Here is a 13,715-nt window from a genome sequence, read left to right on the forward strand (position 1 = left end):
AGGGCAGGACCAGTCCCGGACGCGAGGGTGGAATCGCCGCGCTAATCAGTCTCAGACCACACCTGCTCGCTCGTGTCCAGCGGCGGGCAACTCACTCCGGAAACAGCTCTTCGTCACGCTCGATGGCTTCGATACGCGCAATTTCGGCGTCGGACAGTTCCAGATCGGCAGCGGCGAGGTTGGCTTCGAGATGGGATCGGGAGGACGCCTTCGGAATCGTGACGACGTTTTCGTAGCTCGTCACCCAGGCGATGCTGACGGCGGCCGGCGACATGTCATGCTGGTCAGCAATGTCGACGATGGTCGGCTCCTCGAACACGCGACCGCCGGCCAGCGGTGCGTACGCGACCAGCGGGTAGTCGTGTTTCTGGGCGTCAACGAGCAGTGATTCGCGCCAGAACAGCGGATGGAACTCAACCTGATGTGCAGCAATCGCGTCGAGGTGATCGCGCGCGACAGCCAACTGGTCCGGGTCGAAGTTCGAGAGTCCGACATGCTCTGTCAGTCCGGTCTCGCACACGGCCTCGACAGCGGGCAGTGTCGTTTCGGGGTCGTAGTCGCCACGGGGACGGTGGACGTACAGCAGGTCGACAGTGTCGAGGCCGAGACGGTCAAGGCTCGCTTCTGTTGCCGGGCGGACAGCAGTCGCTTCGAGGGCGTCAACCCAGAGCTTCGTCGCGACAGTTAGAGCGGCCCGGTCGGTGTCGGCGGTGGCGATGCCCGCGCCCACAGTGTTCTCGTTGTCGTAGATTTGAGCGGTGTCGAGATGGCGGTAGCCACAGTCGATGGCTGTCCGAACGACCGCCTCGTCCCCGATACCCATCGTACCGAGTCCGACCGATGGAAGGTCCATACATCCCAGTTGCACGCTGTGGTAAAAAAACAGCCCGTCTCTGCCAGCCCGTATCCCCCCAGATACGGCCTGTTGCGCCGTTAGAAGTCAGTCCGCTGCGTGACAGCCTCTGCGTGATCAGCCCACTTTTCGACGGTAGGCGACCCCCAGTACTTCACTGCGCCACTTCGCTGGTCGTAGTCAATGAGTCCGATCCGATGCAGCACTGGCAAGTGCTCCTCTTCAAGCTGTGTTCGGATAGTCGAGGGCGACGTGTCTGTTGCATCGACTGCGCTCTTGGCCCCTTGCTCCGATATTGCCGATGCTAGTGCCGCAACGTCAGCGGCTGTCTGGTCGCCGCTCGCGAAGTAGTGACAGACGGCCCGCCGCCGCCAGTCAGCCAAAACCTCAAACACATCATCTACGTCCGCCGTAGACAGCGTTCTGTCCGACGGCGTCATCCCACACCACTTGTCACTTCGCGGCCCAGCATTCCTTTGGTTGCTCATTTGTGCGCGTTAAATTAAAGACTCCTAGCATCATCAATCACACGCCTAGACTACTAGGTAACAGCAAAGAAACGTTGTAAATGATTTATTAGTACAACCATACCCCCACCACTAAACATCAAAAATAGCACAAATTAGGTTCCGTTCTGCTCGCCGGAGATGCTGGAGGAGCGTCGATGAAGCGATATCGAGCGTGGCCGCAAGTTGCTCAGCGTTCGTATCTCGTGGCCAAGCGTAGTACCCGGCCAGAAAGGCCGTACGAAGGACTTCTTGCTGGCGATCAGTCAGGTTGTCACGCGGGTCCGATTCGGTGTCAAGTATGTCGTTTGCCTGTTCACACTCCTGTTTTGCCGTCAGCGTAAAGTCAGGTGTACAGACAGCAAGTGCCTCCTGTATCGTGCGAGAATCAGCACCCAGTGGTGCCTCGACCGTTATCGAGAGCGTCCCTCCCTCTGCGACCAGTGACCGGCGGCGAGCGCCGACATCCAGCAGGAGCGACTGGATGGTTTCTGTCACCTGCAGTTCGAGAATACCACCGTCGTCATCTGTGCGAACAACCCGCGAGTCGAGAATGTCCTCGTGAGAGCGAAGTTGCTCCGAGACTGCATCAGCCGGTCCGCCATCGACGGAGAGGTACAGGAGATGGGTCGGGTCGATGTTGACGGACCCGACAGCCTCGAGTCGGCACCCGTATGCGTTCGCTACCGAGATGAGGGGCGTATCAGTGTTTCGCGATTCAAAAGTCAGTTCGAGTATCTTGTCATGTGAGAGCAGCCGCCGGTTCTGGACAGCCATGAACGCGAAACCAAGCATCTCGCCGAGGACGGCGAAACTCTCCACGACACGTGTGGTGAACGCATCCGACTGGTCGGTACACACGCACAGGACTCCGTGGACGATGTCGCCGTGAACGATTGGAATCGCCGCAATAGAGCGGGTTCCCCGACCAGCCTCAGCACTTTCCCACATGGATTCGGACCCGCTTTCGACTGTCGTCGTCTGAATCGTTCCCGTCCGAAGCGCCGTTTCACCCGGACACGTGTCGGTTTGATCGTCACCGGTAATGCTGTCCAGACATCCCTCGTCATCGCCGGCGACCGCCTTCGGAGTGAGGCTGCCGCTGACCCCGGATCGCTCACCGATCCAGGCTATATCACACAACTCAGACTCAACGATCCGGTCACACACTGTCTCGGCGAGTTCGTCCTGAGTTGTTGTCGTTCCCAGCGCACGGATGAGATCCTGAACTAGAACGTTAACCCGGTCGAGCGTTACCAGCTCGTCTCGCTGTCGTGCGATTGCGTTCTGCCGTTTCCGCTCTTCAGTGATATCCTGGTGGATCCCAACAGCCCGGATCGCCTCGCCGTCGTCGTTCCATTCGAACACTTTACCGAGGTCACGAATCCATCGCCAGTCCCCGTCTTTCGTCCGCATTCGGAATTCACACTGGTACAGCTCGGTTTCCCCAGTCTTCAGCTTCCCGAGCGCCTGTTCTGCTCGGTCAAGGTCATCTGGATGGACGAGATCGGCCCACGACTCGTAGTGCGGCTCCAGTTCATCCCTTGCGTAGCCGAGCATCCCGGTCCAGCGCTCGTCGAAGGTGACATCGTTGGTTTTCGGGTTCCAGTCCCAGACGCCGAGCTCTGCACCCTCAAGCGCAAAGTCAAATCGCTCCATCATCTCCTGATACTCTTTCTCACGGCGCTTTCGCTCCGTAACGTCCCGTGCGACGCCGATGACTCCGTTGTAGTTGCCGACTTCATCGCGGGCCAGCGTGTGGTTAAACGAGAGCTCGCGTTCGGTGCCGTCTTTCCGGCGGAACCTCAGATCAACAGTCGTACTCTCTTGGTCAGGTGCTTCGAGTAGCTCTTCGACGGCCGCCTGTCCCTTCGGAAGTTCACCAGGTGCGAGGATTTCCGAAATGTGTTTACCGCACACTTCACCCGGCTGGTACCCGAGAGTCGCCGCGAACGAATCGTTACAGAAATCGATGACGCCACGTTCGTCGACTGTGTAGAGCCCGTCCTGTGCCCGCTCAACGAGGAGGTCAAGCAGTGCCGTGTGAGCGTCACGCCGAGCGGTTTCGGTAATGTCCCGCAGTAGGACAAGCGTAAGCCCACCCGCGGTGTCCGGCAGTTCGTATCCGTGCCGAAGGAGATACTGGTCGTGGTCCTTGCCAGGGGCCCTGAGGGCAACCGGCTCGGTGGGTGAATTCCGGAGTCGTCGTAACTGCCGGCGACCGCTGGGTGTATCGGGCAGTGCCCCAGCCATGGCGTCGACGAGATCCTCGACCTCGAAGGTGTCATCGAGGCCAGAGACAAACGCCGAAACCGCTTCGCTCGACCACTGTACCGTCCCATCATCCGCCAGCAGGACAGCGATTTCGTTCGCTTCAGCACGCGATTCAATTCTAGACACTGACTCCCGTAGTACGGACTCGGTCCGGTCGACTGGGGCTGATACGACGCTGACGATCTTCTCCGCCAGCAGCAGCGGCTGTCCATCCCCCTGTTTCATCACGACCGTCTCCGCGTCGTCGAAGACAGTCGCAGCGCTGTCCGGCGCAGTGATGTCCGTGTAAAGGACGACCGGATAGCGGTCGTTCGACACCAGTGCAGCCGGGATATCACCCAGCCCAGTCGGGTCGAGGACGAGACAGGAGACATCCGTCGACGCGGCGGCTTCCAGCGCGGCATCTGTCGTTGCCACGCTCGTCACGGTTATGTCGGCGTGGTGGTCCGTTAGCCCCTCCTGTATCTGTTTTCGTGCCGTCGCGTCGGAATCGAGATACACGACTTCGATTTCTCGACTGGCAGCGTCGGTCTGTCTCGCTCCCGCAAACGCGATGTTGTCGAGGTCGTTTCCAATCATCACCCTGGTATGCTGTTCAATCACTTTACTGAGGCGTAATAACTGTTCGGCGGCGACAGCGATATCCAGACAGCGAAATCACACGTTCAACGACCACAGTGGCTAAACGTTGCGGATAGCACACAGTTTCTGTCGTAATCTATCGGACAGAAACCACGTGGCCGATGGCGTACGGTGTTCAGCCACTACCTCCTCACTAGCTACCATCTCGTCGAATGAGTCCGGTGAAACACCTGACATCAGTCGACAACGAACAGCCGCTCCCGGAGGGTTTCTGCGACATCAGTGAGATGTGCCTGTCCGAACGCCGCGACCAGCAGCGCTCCGAGCGAATTGAACATCGTATCCCGGACCGTGTCATCAAGGCCGTGTTGCGCCAGCGGCATTGTGACACCCGTTTCGGTGGCAACAATATCGAGCGCAAACTCGAACAGTTCCCAGATCACCCCGAAGGAAAGCACGACGACGAAGATGTACACGAAAAAGACGCGTCTGGGGATGTGGATCGAATCGTTATGGAGGTCGATGGTCCGGGCTGTCGTGTACCCGAACGCAGCAATGAGTGAGGCTGACATCGCATGAGTGAGGTGGTCCCACCAGCCGATTTGTCCGTAGAGTCCGGCCGAACCGAGTGTATGGAGGAACACCGCGGTCGTGATCCAGAGGGCGAGCCACGGGTCAAGAGCGAGATTGTAGTTTCGCCGCATCACCGCGGGGAGAAACGTGACGAGCAGGCCCATACCGCCGTTCGTGATCGGCTTCGGCTGGCCGGCGACGATGCCGTAGCCGACCAACCCGAGCAAGACGAGTTGCATCGCACGGGTGATCCGCTGCTGGTTCCGCATCGACGGCCGGGGCAGCCTCATCGTCGCACCGTCCGCTGGATGGCGCGCCAGAGGCGGTCCCGCCGTCTGAAGTAGCCATCGAACAACACACCCGCGGCGAGTCCGGCAAGGGTAACGTACAGCCACTCGGTCATCAGCGCCTCGTTGGTCGTGAGATACGACGTCCCGAGAAACCGGTCAGCGTTCCACCGGAACACTGTCCAGGCCGCCACAGCGGCGAGCGTCGTCAAAACGACGAGCCCAATGGCGAACCAGTGCGTGAGCGTGAGTTCGGTGAACATGTGAAGCTCAACGATTACCAGCAAGGCCAGCGCAGCGAGTGAGAGGTAACTGGCGAACGTTCCGACGGTACCGCCGACAAGCCCGCGAGCCAAGACCGGAAGCAGCGCGAGAACAAGCAGCTCCCAGGGGAGCATCACGCGCCACTCGCGAAAGGCCACCGGCGGCACGAGGACGACGAAGCCGACGACACTGACGAACAGTATCCACTGGTAGTCGGTTTCGAGGACGCTTTCGACGAACACAGCCGTGAGAACCGCGACGAGCATCCACGCGATGAGTGCGTTTGTTCGCCCGTCGCGGAAGAGCCTCTCGAACGTGTCGTCGAGGTCGATATTCCCGAGACTGCCCCCGGAACGGCCGGAACCATCACTCATTGCACTGAACTGCGGTACGACGGCGAATAAACCCAGCGACGTGTTTATACCCCTTACGGCCCGTTATAGTGGTATATGATGCTGCCGACGCACGCGATAGCGGGGCTTGCCATCGCGACACCGCTGCTTGTCCTTGCGCCAGACCACGCCGCGGTAGCGCTTGCTGGCGGCCTCGTCGGTGGCGTTCTGCCCGACCTCGACCTGTACTCGGGGCATCGGCGCACACTGCATTACCCCAGCGGGTACACGCTCGCGGTTGTCCCGGCTGCTGGGTTCGCGGCCATCCTCCAGACACCGCTGCTCATTGCGCTCACCTTCTTATTGATGGGCGCTGCCCTCCACTGCCGGATGGACCGGTACGGCGGCGGCCTCGAACTCCGCCCGTGGGAAGCCACCTCCGAGCGCGCCGTGTACGACCACGTCCGCGGGCGATGGCGGTCGCCGAAGCGATGGATACTGTACGACGGTTCACCCGCGGACGTGGGGCTGCTGGTGCTTGTCGGTGCGCCGCTGTTCGTCGTGCTTGACGGGCCGTTCCGGTGGGTCGTCGCCGCGGCCCTCCTCACCGGTGCGACCTACGGGCTCCTCCGTCGTCGACTAGCAGCCTTGGCGCCGGTCGTGTTCGGCAATGTCCCCGAATCGATTGCAGCCCACGTCCCGGACCGCTACCGGCAGTAACGTTCCGCTGTCGCGTCGCTTTCGGTCATTTCCGCGCTGCTTTCGTTACTTCTGTCCCGCCAGAGCGTCTTCAGCAACACCGCGTAGCGTCAACCACGTGTTGATACCCGCCCGCAGTGCCACGAGGTCAGCCGCCGCAACCGTGAGTTCGACTTGCCGTCCATCCCGGCTGAGCCGCGCCGTCGTCCGGTCGCCCTCAATATCGTCGATTTCAGGGCGGATGCTCCGCTCGATGGCGCGAGCCCGATCAGCGCTGTCATACTCGGCGGTGAGGTGGGTCTGATGTGTCGCAGTCATACTCTTCAGGATGGGACGTCCTCGTATCGATCACAGGGCTGCCCCAGAAAAGCCGTTCGCAACGTGGCGCAGCCGGCCGTCGACTATCAGCCGCGTCACCGACAGGCTCAGTTGACGTTGATTTCCTTGACGTCGGGCGACCGCTCCTTCAGCAGGACGCGGTGTCCGCAGTACGGACAGCGAACGCCGCCGTACTCGTCCAGCGTCACGTCGCGCTTACAGCGTGAACACTTGTAGCTCATAGCTGAGAGATAGGGATGAAGGTCCTTTACTCCTCGTCTTCGGACAGTGCGGCCCGAATGGAGCGTCGAACAGTCTTGCCGCCAGGCGTCTCCGGCTTGTAGCTGCCGCCGGTGAACTTGTAGTCACAGTAGCTGCACTGCCAGATGCCCGTGCCTTGGCGGTCGACGCGGTCTTCACCGCAGTTCGGACAGGCGTGGTCCTCGTTCATCTCCGATTCAATCTCCGCAACGCGGCGTCGGGACACGCGACCGTAGCGAGCGCCGAAACGGCCCGAGCTACCGGTCTTTCCGCTCTTGCTAGCCATAGTGGTCTGTTGTCCGCCGAGCGGCCACATAAGGCCTTCGAGATTCGGTTCCCGATGGCTCCACGGCGACACAACTCAAGGGGGTGGCGGGCAAACCGTCGGTCGATGGCAGTGTTCGACGAACTCCGAGGTCGCCTCAAGCGGGTCGCACCAGCCACGAGCGGGCGGCTTACCGCCTCGGAGTTCTTGCTCTCGGGCGCGGCGGCCGGACTGGTCGGCTGGGGTGGTACGCAGGCCCTTACTTGGTCAGGCCGCGCTAACGGTGCGCTGTTCGCCACGGCGCTGTGGGTCGTCTTGATCGGCGGCTTCGTGGGTCTGACGGTCCTGCACGCACCCGACTCCGTTCGCTTCTCCGACGCGATGCTCGCCTGGGGGACGGTCAATACCACTGCGATGGCGTTGACCGTCGCTGGCTTCCTCGGTGTCGTGCCCGGGCAACTGGCGTTCTGGCACGCGTGGGTGGCATCGACAACCGTCGGCTACTGCTGGACCGGTGGCGTTCTCGAAGGGGCTGGCCAGCCCGCTCGCGGGCGCGGCTATCTGGGTGCGGGCGTTGTCGGCCTCTGTCTACTGACTGCCGGGGCCGTCGAGTTTCCACTGGTCGCCCCGGCTGGCTATCTGGCGCTCGCCGCACTCCATGCGCTCCCGATGGTCCTTGACGTTCGAACAGCGTTACCGGCTGTTCACCGGACTGGTGTCGTCGGTGTCGCGGTGGCCGCGGTGCTCGTTGCCGGCGTTATAGTTGTCTAACGCTGGAACCAATCGGCTCTTTATTCACCGCCAACAGGTCCCTGTATGGATATTTCGCACCAAGACGTGTTCTGGGGGCTTGCAGCGGTCTTTCTGCTATTCAGTAGCGGCTGGTTCCTTTTGTCTAATCGGTTGCTGCTCGCCGCTTCAATGGTGTTGAACGGTTTCGTCGCGGTCGTCGCCTGGTGGTATACGCGGGGCCAACCAGTACAAGTCTGAGCCGCTAGGACCGAGACATAGTCGAGCTACTGGCCGGCTACTCCTGCAGCTCGGCTTCCTTGAGCGCCTCGTTCAGGTCGGCTCGGACGTGTTCACCGAGTTCGCGGTCGCCAGCCGTCGTGACGACGCGGTTCTCCTGCACGCTAGAGCCGTCGCGGATGAGTACCCGGACGTTGCCGTTGGCGTCGGCGCGGGTCGCCTTCGCCCGGACGCCCGTCGGCGAACTCGCGCCGCCGGCGTCGATGGGGCCAGGGATGACTTTCTTGACGTGGGGGTGGCCGGCGACGGTCTGGATGACACGCTGGCCCGACCGGCCACCGATGAGCGTCGAATGGCTCCCGCCCAGTTTCTCCGCCGGCGCGGCGTCGACCACTTCGAGCGCGGGCTCGCCCTGCCGGTCGATGACTCGCTGAACCGGGTCGTCGCCCTCAACGCGGAAGAACTCGTAGTGCAGTTGGGGGCGGACGGCGGCGATGACATCGCGGTCACCCGTGACGTACACCTCTTCGGGCCGTTTACGTCGGACCTCATCCGCGACGAGGCCGGCGAAGTTGCGGAGTTCGACGACAACTGTTTCGTCGCTCCCATCGCCCTCGGGCGTCGTCGTCACCGTCCGCTGGCCGACGGCTGCCCCGTCCAGCAGCGAAGTCACCGTCGCCCGCTCACGGTCGAGTTCGAGGACGACAGCGTCCGTATTGGCAGTGTGACAGACCAGGCAGTAGTCGCCCGGTCGGTCAAGCGGCGTGGCACACTGCCGACAGTCCATAGCTGTGGCTACGGGCCCGCGCTGATAAGGAGGACGGTTCACATCTTACGCAGTCATAAACTCAGCCCTCGTCTTCGATGGTCGCGCCCGGCGGATAGATGGCACAGACAGCAGCGTCGTAGCCGGCGTCGGAGAGGCCAGTCCCGAGCGCGAACACCGTCTCACCGAGCATCGCCATCGCGGCGTCGCCGCCGGCTTCGGCCACGTCGTCGATAACGCCTTTCACCTCCGGAGTCAGCAGGTTCGCCTCGCGGGAGAACTGCCGGGCGGCCTGCACAAACGTCGGGAGTTTCGGCTCTTTGACCACGGTCGAGAGCGCGCGCTCGCCGGCGGCCGTCAACGTCTCCGTGTCGCCGCCGACCACGTCCGCCGTCGATAGCTCGCCGAGCGTGACGTACTCGATGCGGCTGCGAGCCGGGATGGCATCGAGGTAGTTGAACTGCGGTCCGCCGGGTTCGAGGCGGAGCGGCACGCCACCGCGGGCCTGTCCGACGACATCGCCGAGGCCCGAGCCGGACTGGACCTCTGCACCATGGGCGATGGTCACCAGTTCGTTGTACGAGAGTCCGTGGCCGAAGACGGCGTTGGCCGCCAGCGCAGTACCAAGCGCCAGTCCGCCGGAGACGCCGAAGCCGGACCCGAGCGGGAGCGGCGTTTCGGCAGTGACGGTCGCCGTGGTTCGCAGGGCGTCCAGCACTCGCTCGACGGCCTCCACCTCAATCGGCTCGTCGTTCAGCGTTACCTTGGTCTCAGCCCCGCGGCTGACGGTAACAGAAACGCCGTCAGACAGGGCCAGCCCGCCGCCGCGAGAGCCGGTCTCGATCGGGTCATCGCCCCGGTCAACGGTAAAAAATCCCGTGATGTGGCCGGGGACGAACGCGTGTGCTTCGTCGCTCATTGCCTCTCCGTGGGACCCACTGGCGTTAAGGATTGGTGGTCGCCCGCTCCGGCCACGCTGGCTGGCGGCCGTTCGCTCCACGCAGAGTTTCAGAAGACCGACAGGCGGTTCTCCGACCCGTAGTTTGATGTGTGTTTACGGCGGATGACTGTGCAAACATGCCGACGATAAGCGCGCGGCTCCCGAGCGAAGAGAAAGCCGAACTGGACGACGTCGCTGAGTTGCTCTCTGAGGACCGGTCGACCACGATTCGGAAAGCACTCCGGGAGGGACTGGAGACGCTCCGGCTCCGCGTCGCCGTCGAGCAGTACCAGTCCGGTGACGTGTCGGCGGCCGAAGCCGCACAGCTTGCGGACCTCTCCATCGCCGAGTGGCTCGACGTGGCCCGCGAGCGAAACCTGACGACACAGCTCGAACTCTCTGATCTGGAGCTCGATGCTGACACAGCCGCGGAGCTATGACCCGTATCTACGTCGGGCCGACGGCGCTGTACTCGCTTGGCCAGGTAGGGGAGCTGTCGCTGCTGGACGCCTTCGACGGCGATATCGTCATTCCGGAGCCAGTCATCAACGAGGTGCAGGTCGAACCGACTGCGACGAACCTGACCGAATACCGCGAGAACGGCATCGACACCGACGTTGACGAGGCCCACGTCGACCAGGCCAGGTCCCTGCTCGGCGATTCCGACCTCGGACCCGCCGTGACGGTGCTTGCCGGCGTGTTAGCCCACCGCGACAGCGACGACCGCTCCGCCGTGGCTGTCGTCTCCGAGGACCGCACCGTTCGCCGGATGGCGCAGGGGCTGGGGGCTGAAGTGACGAGCAGTTTCGGCGTCGTGGTCCGGGCCGCCATCGAGGACAAATATCTCAAGCCGACCCAGGCAAAGCGGATTGTCAGGCGTATCGACCAGCATGGGATGCACCTGACGGGGGAGTTGCGTGAGCGGGCGGTTGGCGAGGTCGCATAGCGCCAATTGAAGACGCGCTGGCGTCGGCCCATCTGTGCTGGGGTAAGGGACTAATAAACACGGTCCGTACTCTCTGCCGTGTCAGAACAACCCGCGCCTCAGTTTCTCGTGGCCTCGGCTGCCGTCTGCGTGCTGGGCTGTCTCGTCGGAGCACTGCTCCCGATTGTCGTCGGGTCATCCGCGGCGTTTACCGGTAGTGTGACTTCAAGCGGGCTTCTCGGACTCGTCTTCACCGTGCGAAACCTCCAGCTGCTTCGCGTGACCGGCGAGCCGAGTTTACCACCGGCCGTCCTGACCACGATTTTCGGCGGCTGGTTCATGCTTGCCCCGTTGTTGTACACCGATGTCGGCTTTCTCGCGACTGCGGGAACACAGCTCGCCGGAACAGTCATCTCGACGTTCGGACTGTACGTCACGGTCGCCGGGCTGGCCGACGGGCCAGCATAGACGGCCGCGACAGCTACTTACCGACCGCAGCGGAGAGCTCTGTCGAAACAACGTCGACAGCGCTCTCAACATCTGGATGTCTTCCCGTTCCGACATCCTTGCAGCCCTGTTTTCTGTCGATTCGGACCATGCTATCGTCGAAGAGCTCAGGGCGAACGACAAGTTTGGCTGCAGCACAGACGCCGTCGTCGTCCGGAATCCGATACTCGACGATGCCGCCGTTGGCGTCGTTTCGCTGCCACGGTGCCGGCGGGTCCGGTAGCGCAGCGACCAACTCTTCCGGGTCAGCGGCTGTCTCCGGTGACGGGTGCGACATACCGTAGTATAGTCTGTGAGACGCAAACGTGTTACGCCGAATATCCCATCATTCTACTATCGGTGCATGGATCTGACTCTTCCCACCAATTCGGACGGTATACGCTGATATCGGACGTTTCGGACCCTGAGATAGCCGGAGTGCCGCCACCCGCGTTCGGAACTAGATGCATGGGTTTAACACTCCGGCTCCCAACTCTGGAGGTATGCAGGGTAATCTTCCGCCTGAAGCACAGGAGAAGCTCGAGGAACTGCAGGATCTTCAAGAGACAGCACAGCAGGTCGCCGCACAGAAACAGCAGGCCGAGACGGAGCTCCAAGAGTCCCAGACGGCGCTGGACGAGCTCGACGACATCGACGAGGACTCGACCATGTACCGCGAGGTCGGTGAACTCCTCGTGAAGACCGAGTTCGACGAGGCACAGGACGACCTCGAAGAGAAGGTCAACAGCCTCGAAGTCCGCGTCGAGACGCTCCAGAAGCAGGAAGAGCGCGTGCAGGAGCAGTTCGAAGAGCTCCAGAGCGAGCTCCAGCAGATGCTCGGCGGCGCAGGCGGCGCGGGTCCGGCCGGCGGCCCCGGCGCTGGCGGCGCATAAGGCGATGCCGACAGACGATGAGGTCGTCGAGACAGCCTCAGCCGCTGCCGAAGACGTTGTCTTCTCGCGATACGATGTCAGCGCGGTCGAGGACCTCGACGTGACTGTCACTTTCGAAGACGGCGTACTGGACGTCGACGTGTACGTCAACGCGCCCGACAGTCGTCAGGACGAGGCACAGGTCGCGGACGACGCTGCCCTTGCCGCACGGGCCGCCGTCGACGACCTGTTCGAAGCATAGGCACCCGCAACGGAGCGGGCAGTCACTCGGTGTTCTACCGGCGCCGCGAACCGTCAGTCGTGGCTATCAACAGCTGGGTCCCCGGTCCGATCGCTCGCGAAGCCGGTTCGGAACGCGATCCAGCCGAGCACTGAGACGAACAGTATCGGTGGGAGAATCATGAACCCCCATAGCGGGTCCAGTCCCCAGCCAAGTAGGAGGGCCAGATCGAACAGCCCGATAGCGAGAAACGGAGAGACGAACAGGAGGGCGCGCTTCCGGTTCATCTCGCCCGACGATTCCGACGCCGACGAGTCCTCGTCACCCGCAAGTAGATCCGCTGTCGTGCGGTCACCAGTTCCGTCGCCAGCATGGACGCTGGACTCGGCGGTGTCATCCATACGCATTACTCGGAGTTCAGCAAGCAAAAAAACCGCGCTTGGTCACTCGGCGGGTGGAGAGCCGTCAGGTCAGGGGGAGATTACGCGTCGCTGTCGTCGTCAGTGGACTGTTCGTCGTCCACATTCGTCTCGTCAGTGGAGTCCGCGTCTGCATCCGCGTCGTCAGTCGGTTCCTCGTCAGCGTCGTCCGTGCCACCGCTCTCAGATGCCGATTCGGTCTCGTTTTCGGCCGCGTCACTCTCGTCACCAGGGGTCAGGTCGCTGATCTGTGCGCCCAGGTCACCCATGAGCTCGCCGGCTTGCTTCTGTCCGATGAGCGTGTGAATCTCGCTGACGAAGTCAGGGACCTGTTCGGGGAGGTCCGACGGCGGGCCGCGCTGGTCGCCTGCCTGGCCGGCGTCAGCGGGCGGGCTACGACGGTCAGCCGCCTCGGCGGCGCCGTTCGACGTGTTCTTGTCAGCGCTCGCTGTTTCGTTCGCTGCCTGTTCGGCAGCGTTGTCTGCCTGTGCATTGTCCGCGTGGTCATCAGCCTGTGCGCCTGCTGCGCCGGGGAGTGCCGCCGCCGAGCCCGTGATGACGAGCACAGCAAGCAGGCCGCCGGCAATCGTAGTGAGTTTCATTGTGATCGTTGCCTCCGCTTGGCTCTCTGGCCCGATGGCATATGAAGGGGGAAAGCAGAAAAGGCGAATTAAGGCGAATGTGTCCGAATTGGCTGTTCTATCGTCTGTTTTAATTCGGATTAATCCCGGTTCAGTGGCTCCTTGCCACACTATCGTGCCGAGACCAGACTGCCAAGTGTGATGACTGGTACGCGCGTCGTGCGGCCGGTCCGGTCAACGAAGACATAGCCGGTATCGGCTAGACGAGAGCGCACGGGACAGGTCACTGAAACCGCCGCCGG

20 protein-coding genes are annotated in these 13,715 nt (G+C 62.4%); 7 read left to right on the forward strand and 13 right to left on the reverse strand.

Features of this window, described 5'->3' with window-relative positions; all coding sequences use genetic code 11:
* Positions 1-91: 91 nt before the first annotated feature.
* The 5 genes from RBH20_RS10410 to RBH20_RS10430 form a co-directional block, all read right to left on the reverse strand.
* Positions 92-853 carry an aldo/keto reductase gene (locus RBH20_RS10410; protein ID WP_306708260.1) on the reverse strand — a complete coding sequence of 254 codons (762 nt, stop codon included), beginning with the start codon at positions 851-853 and terminating at the stop codon, positions 92-94.
* Between the two features lie 80 nt (positions 854-933).
* Positions 934-1,293, reverse strand: a complete 360-nt coding sequence (locus RBH20_RS10415; protein WP_306710424.1) for an ArsR family transcriptional regulator — start codon at positions 1,291-1,293, stop codon at positions 934-936.
* 159 nt (positions 1,294-1,452) lie between these two features.
* Positions 1,453-4,212, reverse strand: coding sequence for a PAS domain S-box protein (locus tag RBH20_RS10420; RefSeq protein WP_306708262.1), 2,760 nt, complete (start codon positions 4,210-4,212; stop codon positions 1,453-1,455).
* 239 nt (positions 4,213-4,451) lie between these two features.
* Positions 4,452-5,057 carry a hypothetical protein gene (locus RBH20_RS10425; protein ID WP_306710426.1) on the reverse strand — a complete coding sequence of 202 codons (606 nt, stop codon included), beginning with the start codon at positions 5,055-5,057 and terminating at the stop codon, positions 4,452-4,454.
* A 17-nt stretch (positions 5,058-5,074) separates the two neighbouring features.
* Positions 5,075-5,713, reverse strand: a complete 639-nt coding sequence (locus tag RBH20_RS10430; protein WP_306708264.1) for a hypothetical protein — start codon at positions 5,711-5,713, stop codon at positions 5,075-5,077.
* 75 nt (positions 5,714-5,788) lie between these two features.
* Here RBH20_RS10430 and RBH20_RS10435 point away from each other — a divergent pair, with 75 nt between their 5' ends.
* Positions 5,789-6,391, forward strand: a complete 603-nt coding sequence (locus RBH20_RS10435; RefSeq protein WP_306708265.1) for a metal-dependent hydrolase — start codon at positions 5,789-5,791, stop codon at positions 6,389-6,391.
* A 45-nt stretch (positions 6,392-6,436) separates the two neighbouring features.
* On the opposite strand, the gene RBH20_RS10440 is transcribed toward RBH20_RS10435, so the two are convergent.
* The 3 genes from RBH20_RS10440 to RBH20_RS10450 all read right to left on the reverse strand — a co-directional run bounded on the left by RBH20_RS10440 (position 6,437) and on the right by RBH20_RS10450 (position 7,265).
* On the reverse strand, positions 6,437-6,688 hold the full coding sequence (locus RBH20_RS10440) for a KEOPS complex subunit Pcc1 (RefSeq protein WP_306708267.1): 252 nt from the start codon (positions 6,686-6,688) through the stop codon (positions 6,437-6,439).
* 107 nt (positions 6,689-6,795) lie between these two features.
* On the reverse strand, positions 6,796-6,930 hold the full coding sequence (locus RBH20_RS10445) for a DNA-directed RNA polymerase subunit P (protein ID WP_004517024.1): 135 nt from the start codon (positions 6,928-6,930) through the stop codon (positions 6,796-6,798).
* A 26-nt stretch (positions 6,931-6,956) separates the two neighbouring features.
* The gene (locus RBH20_RS10450) at positions 6,957-7,265 is read right to left on the reverse strand and encodes a 50S ribosomal protein L37ae (protein ID WP_004591489.1); all 309 of its coding nucleotides are present in this window, start codon (positions 7,263-7,265) and stop codon (positions 6,957-6,959) included.
* Positions 7,266-7,340: 75 nt separating this feature from the next.
* Between RBH20_RS10450 and RBH20_RS10455 the strand changes: the two genes are divergently transcribed.
* On the forward strand, positions 7,341-7,985 hold the full coding sequence (locus tag RBH20_RS10455; RefSeq protein WP_306708272.1) for a hypothetical protein: 645 nt from the start codon (positions 7,341-7,343) through the stop codon (positions 7,983-7,985).
* A gap of 256 nt (positions 7,986-8,241) precedes the next feature.
* Here RBH20_RS10455 and RBH20_RS10460 read toward each other — a convergent pair whose 3' ends face one another.
* Positions 8,242-8,970, reverse strand: coding sequence for a DUF2103 domain-containing protein (locus tag RBH20_RS10460; RefSeq protein WP_306708275.1), 729 nt, complete (start codon positions 8,968-8,970; stop codon positions 8,242-8,244).
* A 61-nt stretch (positions 8,971-9,031) separates the two neighbouring features.
* Entirely contained in the window at positions 9,032-9,868 is an 837-nt protein-coding gene (locus tag RBH20_RS10465; RefSeq protein ID WP_306708277.1) for a pantoate kinase, read from the reverse strand.
* 158 nt (positions 9,869-10,026) lie between these two features.
* Between RBH20_RS10465 and RBH20_RS10470 the strand changes: the two genes are divergently transcribed.
* The 3 genes from RBH20_RS10470 to RBH20_RS10480 all read left to right on the forward strand — a co-directional run bounded on the left by RBH20_RS10470 (position 10,027) and on the right by RBH20_RS10480 (position 11,282).
* Positions 10,027-10,329 (forward strand): UPF0175 family protein, encoded by a 303-nt coding sequence (locus RBH20_RS10470; protein ID WP_004957605.1) that lies wholly within the window; start codon positions 10,027-10,029, stop codon positions 10,327-10,329.
* On the forward strand, positions 10,326-10,835 hold the full coding sequence (locus tag RBH20_RS10475; RefSeq protein ID WP_306708279.1) for a hypothetical protein: 510 nt from the start codon (positions 10,326-10,328) through the stop codon (positions 10,833-10,835). The genes RBH20_RS10470 and RBH20_RS10475 overlap by 4 nt, the downstream gene beginning before the upstream one ends.
* Before the next feature lie 129 nt (positions 10,836-10,964).
* On the forward strand, positions 10,965-11,282 hold the full coding sequence (locus tag RBH20_RS10480) for a hypothetical protein (RefSeq protein WP_049919058.1): 318 nt from the start codon (positions 10,965-10,967) through the stop codon (positions 11,280-11,282).
* A 13-nt stretch (positions 11,283-11,295) separates the two neighbouring features.
* Here the strand turns inward: RBH20_RS10480 and RBH20_RS10485 are convergent, their stop codons facing one another.
* The gene (locus tag RBH20_RS10485) at positions 11,296-11,598 is read right to left on the reverse strand and encodes a hypothetical protein (RefSeq protein ID WP_306708283.1); all 303 of its coding nucleotides are present in this window, start codon (positions 11,596-11,598) and stop codon (positions 11,296-11,298) included.
* A gap of 205 nt (positions 11,599-11,803) precedes the next feature.
* Here RBH20_RS10485 and RBH20_RS10490 point away from each other — a divergent pair, with 205 nt between their 5' ends.
* Both RBH20_RS10490 and RBH20_RS10495 read left to right on the forward strand, forming a co-directional pair.
* Positions 11,804-12,193, forward strand: coding sequence for a prefoldin subunit beta (locus RBH20_RS10490; RefSeq protein ID WP_306708285.1), 390 nt, complete (start codon positions 11,804-11,806; stop codon positions 12,191-12,193).
* Positions 12,194-12,197: 4 nt separating this feature from the next.
* A complete protein-coding gene (locus RBH20_RS10495) occupies positions 12,198-12,434 on the forward strand; it encodes a DUF3194 domain-containing protein (protein ID WP_306708287.1) in 237 nt (78 codons plus the stop codon).
* A 53-nt stretch (positions 12,435-12,487) separates the two neighbouring features.
* Here RBH20_RS10495 and RBH20_RS10500 read toward each other — a convergent pair whose 3' ends face one another.
* Positions 12,488-12,814, reverse strand: a complete 327-nt coding sequence (locus RBH20_RS10500) for a hypothetical protein (RefSeq protein WP_306708289.1) — start codon at positions 12,812-12,814, stop codon at positions 12,488-12,490.
* Positions 12,815-12,894: 80 nt separating this feature from the next.
* Positions 12,895-13,434 (reverse strand): hypothetical protein, encoded by a 540-nt coding sequence (locus RBH20_RS10505; protein ID WP_306708291.1) that lies wholly within the window; start codon positions 13,432-13,434, stop codon positions 12,895-12,897.
* Positions 13,435-13,715: the final 281 nt, after the last annotated feature.

This window comes from Haloarcula sp. H-GB4, from assembly GCF_030848575.1.
Lineage (GTDB): Archaea > Halobacteriota > Halobacteria > Halobacteriales > Haloarculaceae > Haloarcula.

What these genes read in the sequence shown, in the direction of transcription:
- RBH20_RS10490 (WP_306708285.1), top strand. Translation starts at nt 11,804, where the DNA reads ATGCAGGGTAATCTTCCGCCTGAAGCACAGGAGAAGCTCGAGGAACTG.
- RBH20_RS10485 (WP_306708283.1), bottom strand. Translation starts at nt 11,598, where the DNA reads ATGTCGCACCCGTCACCGGAGACAGCCGCTGACCCGGAAGAGTTGGTC.
- RBH20_RS10465 (WP_306708277.1), bottom strand. Translation starts at nt 9,868, where the DNA reads ATGAGCGACGAAGCACACGCGTTCGTCCCCGGCCACATCACGGGATTT.
- RBH20_RS10505 (WP_306708291.1), bottom strand. Translation starts at nt 13,434, where the DNA reads ATGAAACTCACTACGATTGCCGGCGGCCTGCTTGCTGTGCTCGTCATC.
- RBH20_RS10455 (WP_306708272.1), top strand. Translation starts at nt 7,341, where the DNA reads ATGGCAGTGTTCGACGAACTCCGAGGTCGCCTCAAGCGGGTCGCACCA.
- RBH20_RS10410 (WP_306708260.1), bottom strand. Translation starts at nt 853, where the DNA reads ATGGACCTTCCATCGGTCGGACTCGGTACGATGGGTATCGGGGACGAG.
- RBH20_RS10495 (WP_306708287.1), top strand. Translation starts at nt 12,198, where the DNA reads ATGCCGACAGACGATGAGGTCGTCGAGACAGCCTCAGCCGCTGCCGAA.
- RBH20_RS10435 (WP_306708265.1), top strand. Translation starts at nt 5,789, where the DNA reads ATGATGCTGCCGACGCACGCGATAGCGGGGCTTGCCATCGCGACACCG.
- RBH20_RS10470 (WP_004957605.1), top strand. Translation starts at nt 10,027, where the DNA reads ATGCCGACGATAAGCGCGCGGCTCCCGAGCGAAGAGAAAGCCGAACTG.
- RBH20_RS10420 (WP_306708262.1), bottom strand. Translation starts at nt 4,212, where the DNA reads ATGATTGGAAACGACCTCGACAACATCGCGTTTGCGGGAGCGAGACAG.
- RBH20_RS10460 (WP_306708275.1), bottom strand. Translation starts at nt 8,970, where the DNA reads ATGGACTGTCGGCAGTGTGCCACGCCGCTTGACCGACCGGGCGACTAC.
- RBH20_RS10425 (WP_306710426.1), bottom strand. Translation starts at nt 5,057, where the DNA reads ATGCGGAACCAGCAGCGGATCACCCGTGCGATGCAACTCGTCTTGCTC.
- RBH20_RS10415 (WP_306710424.1), bottom strand. Translation starts at nt 1,293, where the DNA reads ATGACGCCGTCGGACAGAACGCTGTCTACGGCGGACGTAGATGATGTG.
- RBH20_RS10440 (WP_306708267.1), bottom strand. Translation starts at nt 6,688, where the DNA reads ATGACTGCGACACATCAGACCCACCTCACCGCCGAGTATGACAGCGCT.
- RBH20_RS10430 (WP_306708264.1), bottom strand. Translation starts at nt 5,713, where the DNA reads ATGAGTGATGGTTCCGGCCGTTCCGGGGGCAGTCTCGGGAATATCGAC.
- RBH20_RS10445 (WP_004517024.1), bottom strand. Translation starts at nt 6,930, where the DNA reads ATGAGCTACAAGTGTTCACGCTGTAAGCGCGACGTGACGCTGGACGAG.
- RBH20_RS10500 (WP_306708289.1), bottom strand. Translation starts at nt 12,814, where the DNA reads ATGGATGACACCGCCGAGTCCAGCGTCCATGCTGGCGACGGAACTGGT.
- RBH20_RS10450 (WP_004591489.1), bottom strand. Translation starts at nt 7,265, where the DNA reads ATGTGGCCGCTCGGCGGACAACAGACCACTATGGCTAGCAAGAGCGGA.
- RBH20_RS10475 (WP_306708279.1), top strand. Translation starts at nt 10,326, where the DNA reads ATGACCCGTATCTACGTCGGGCCGACGGCGCTGTACTCGCTTGGCCAG.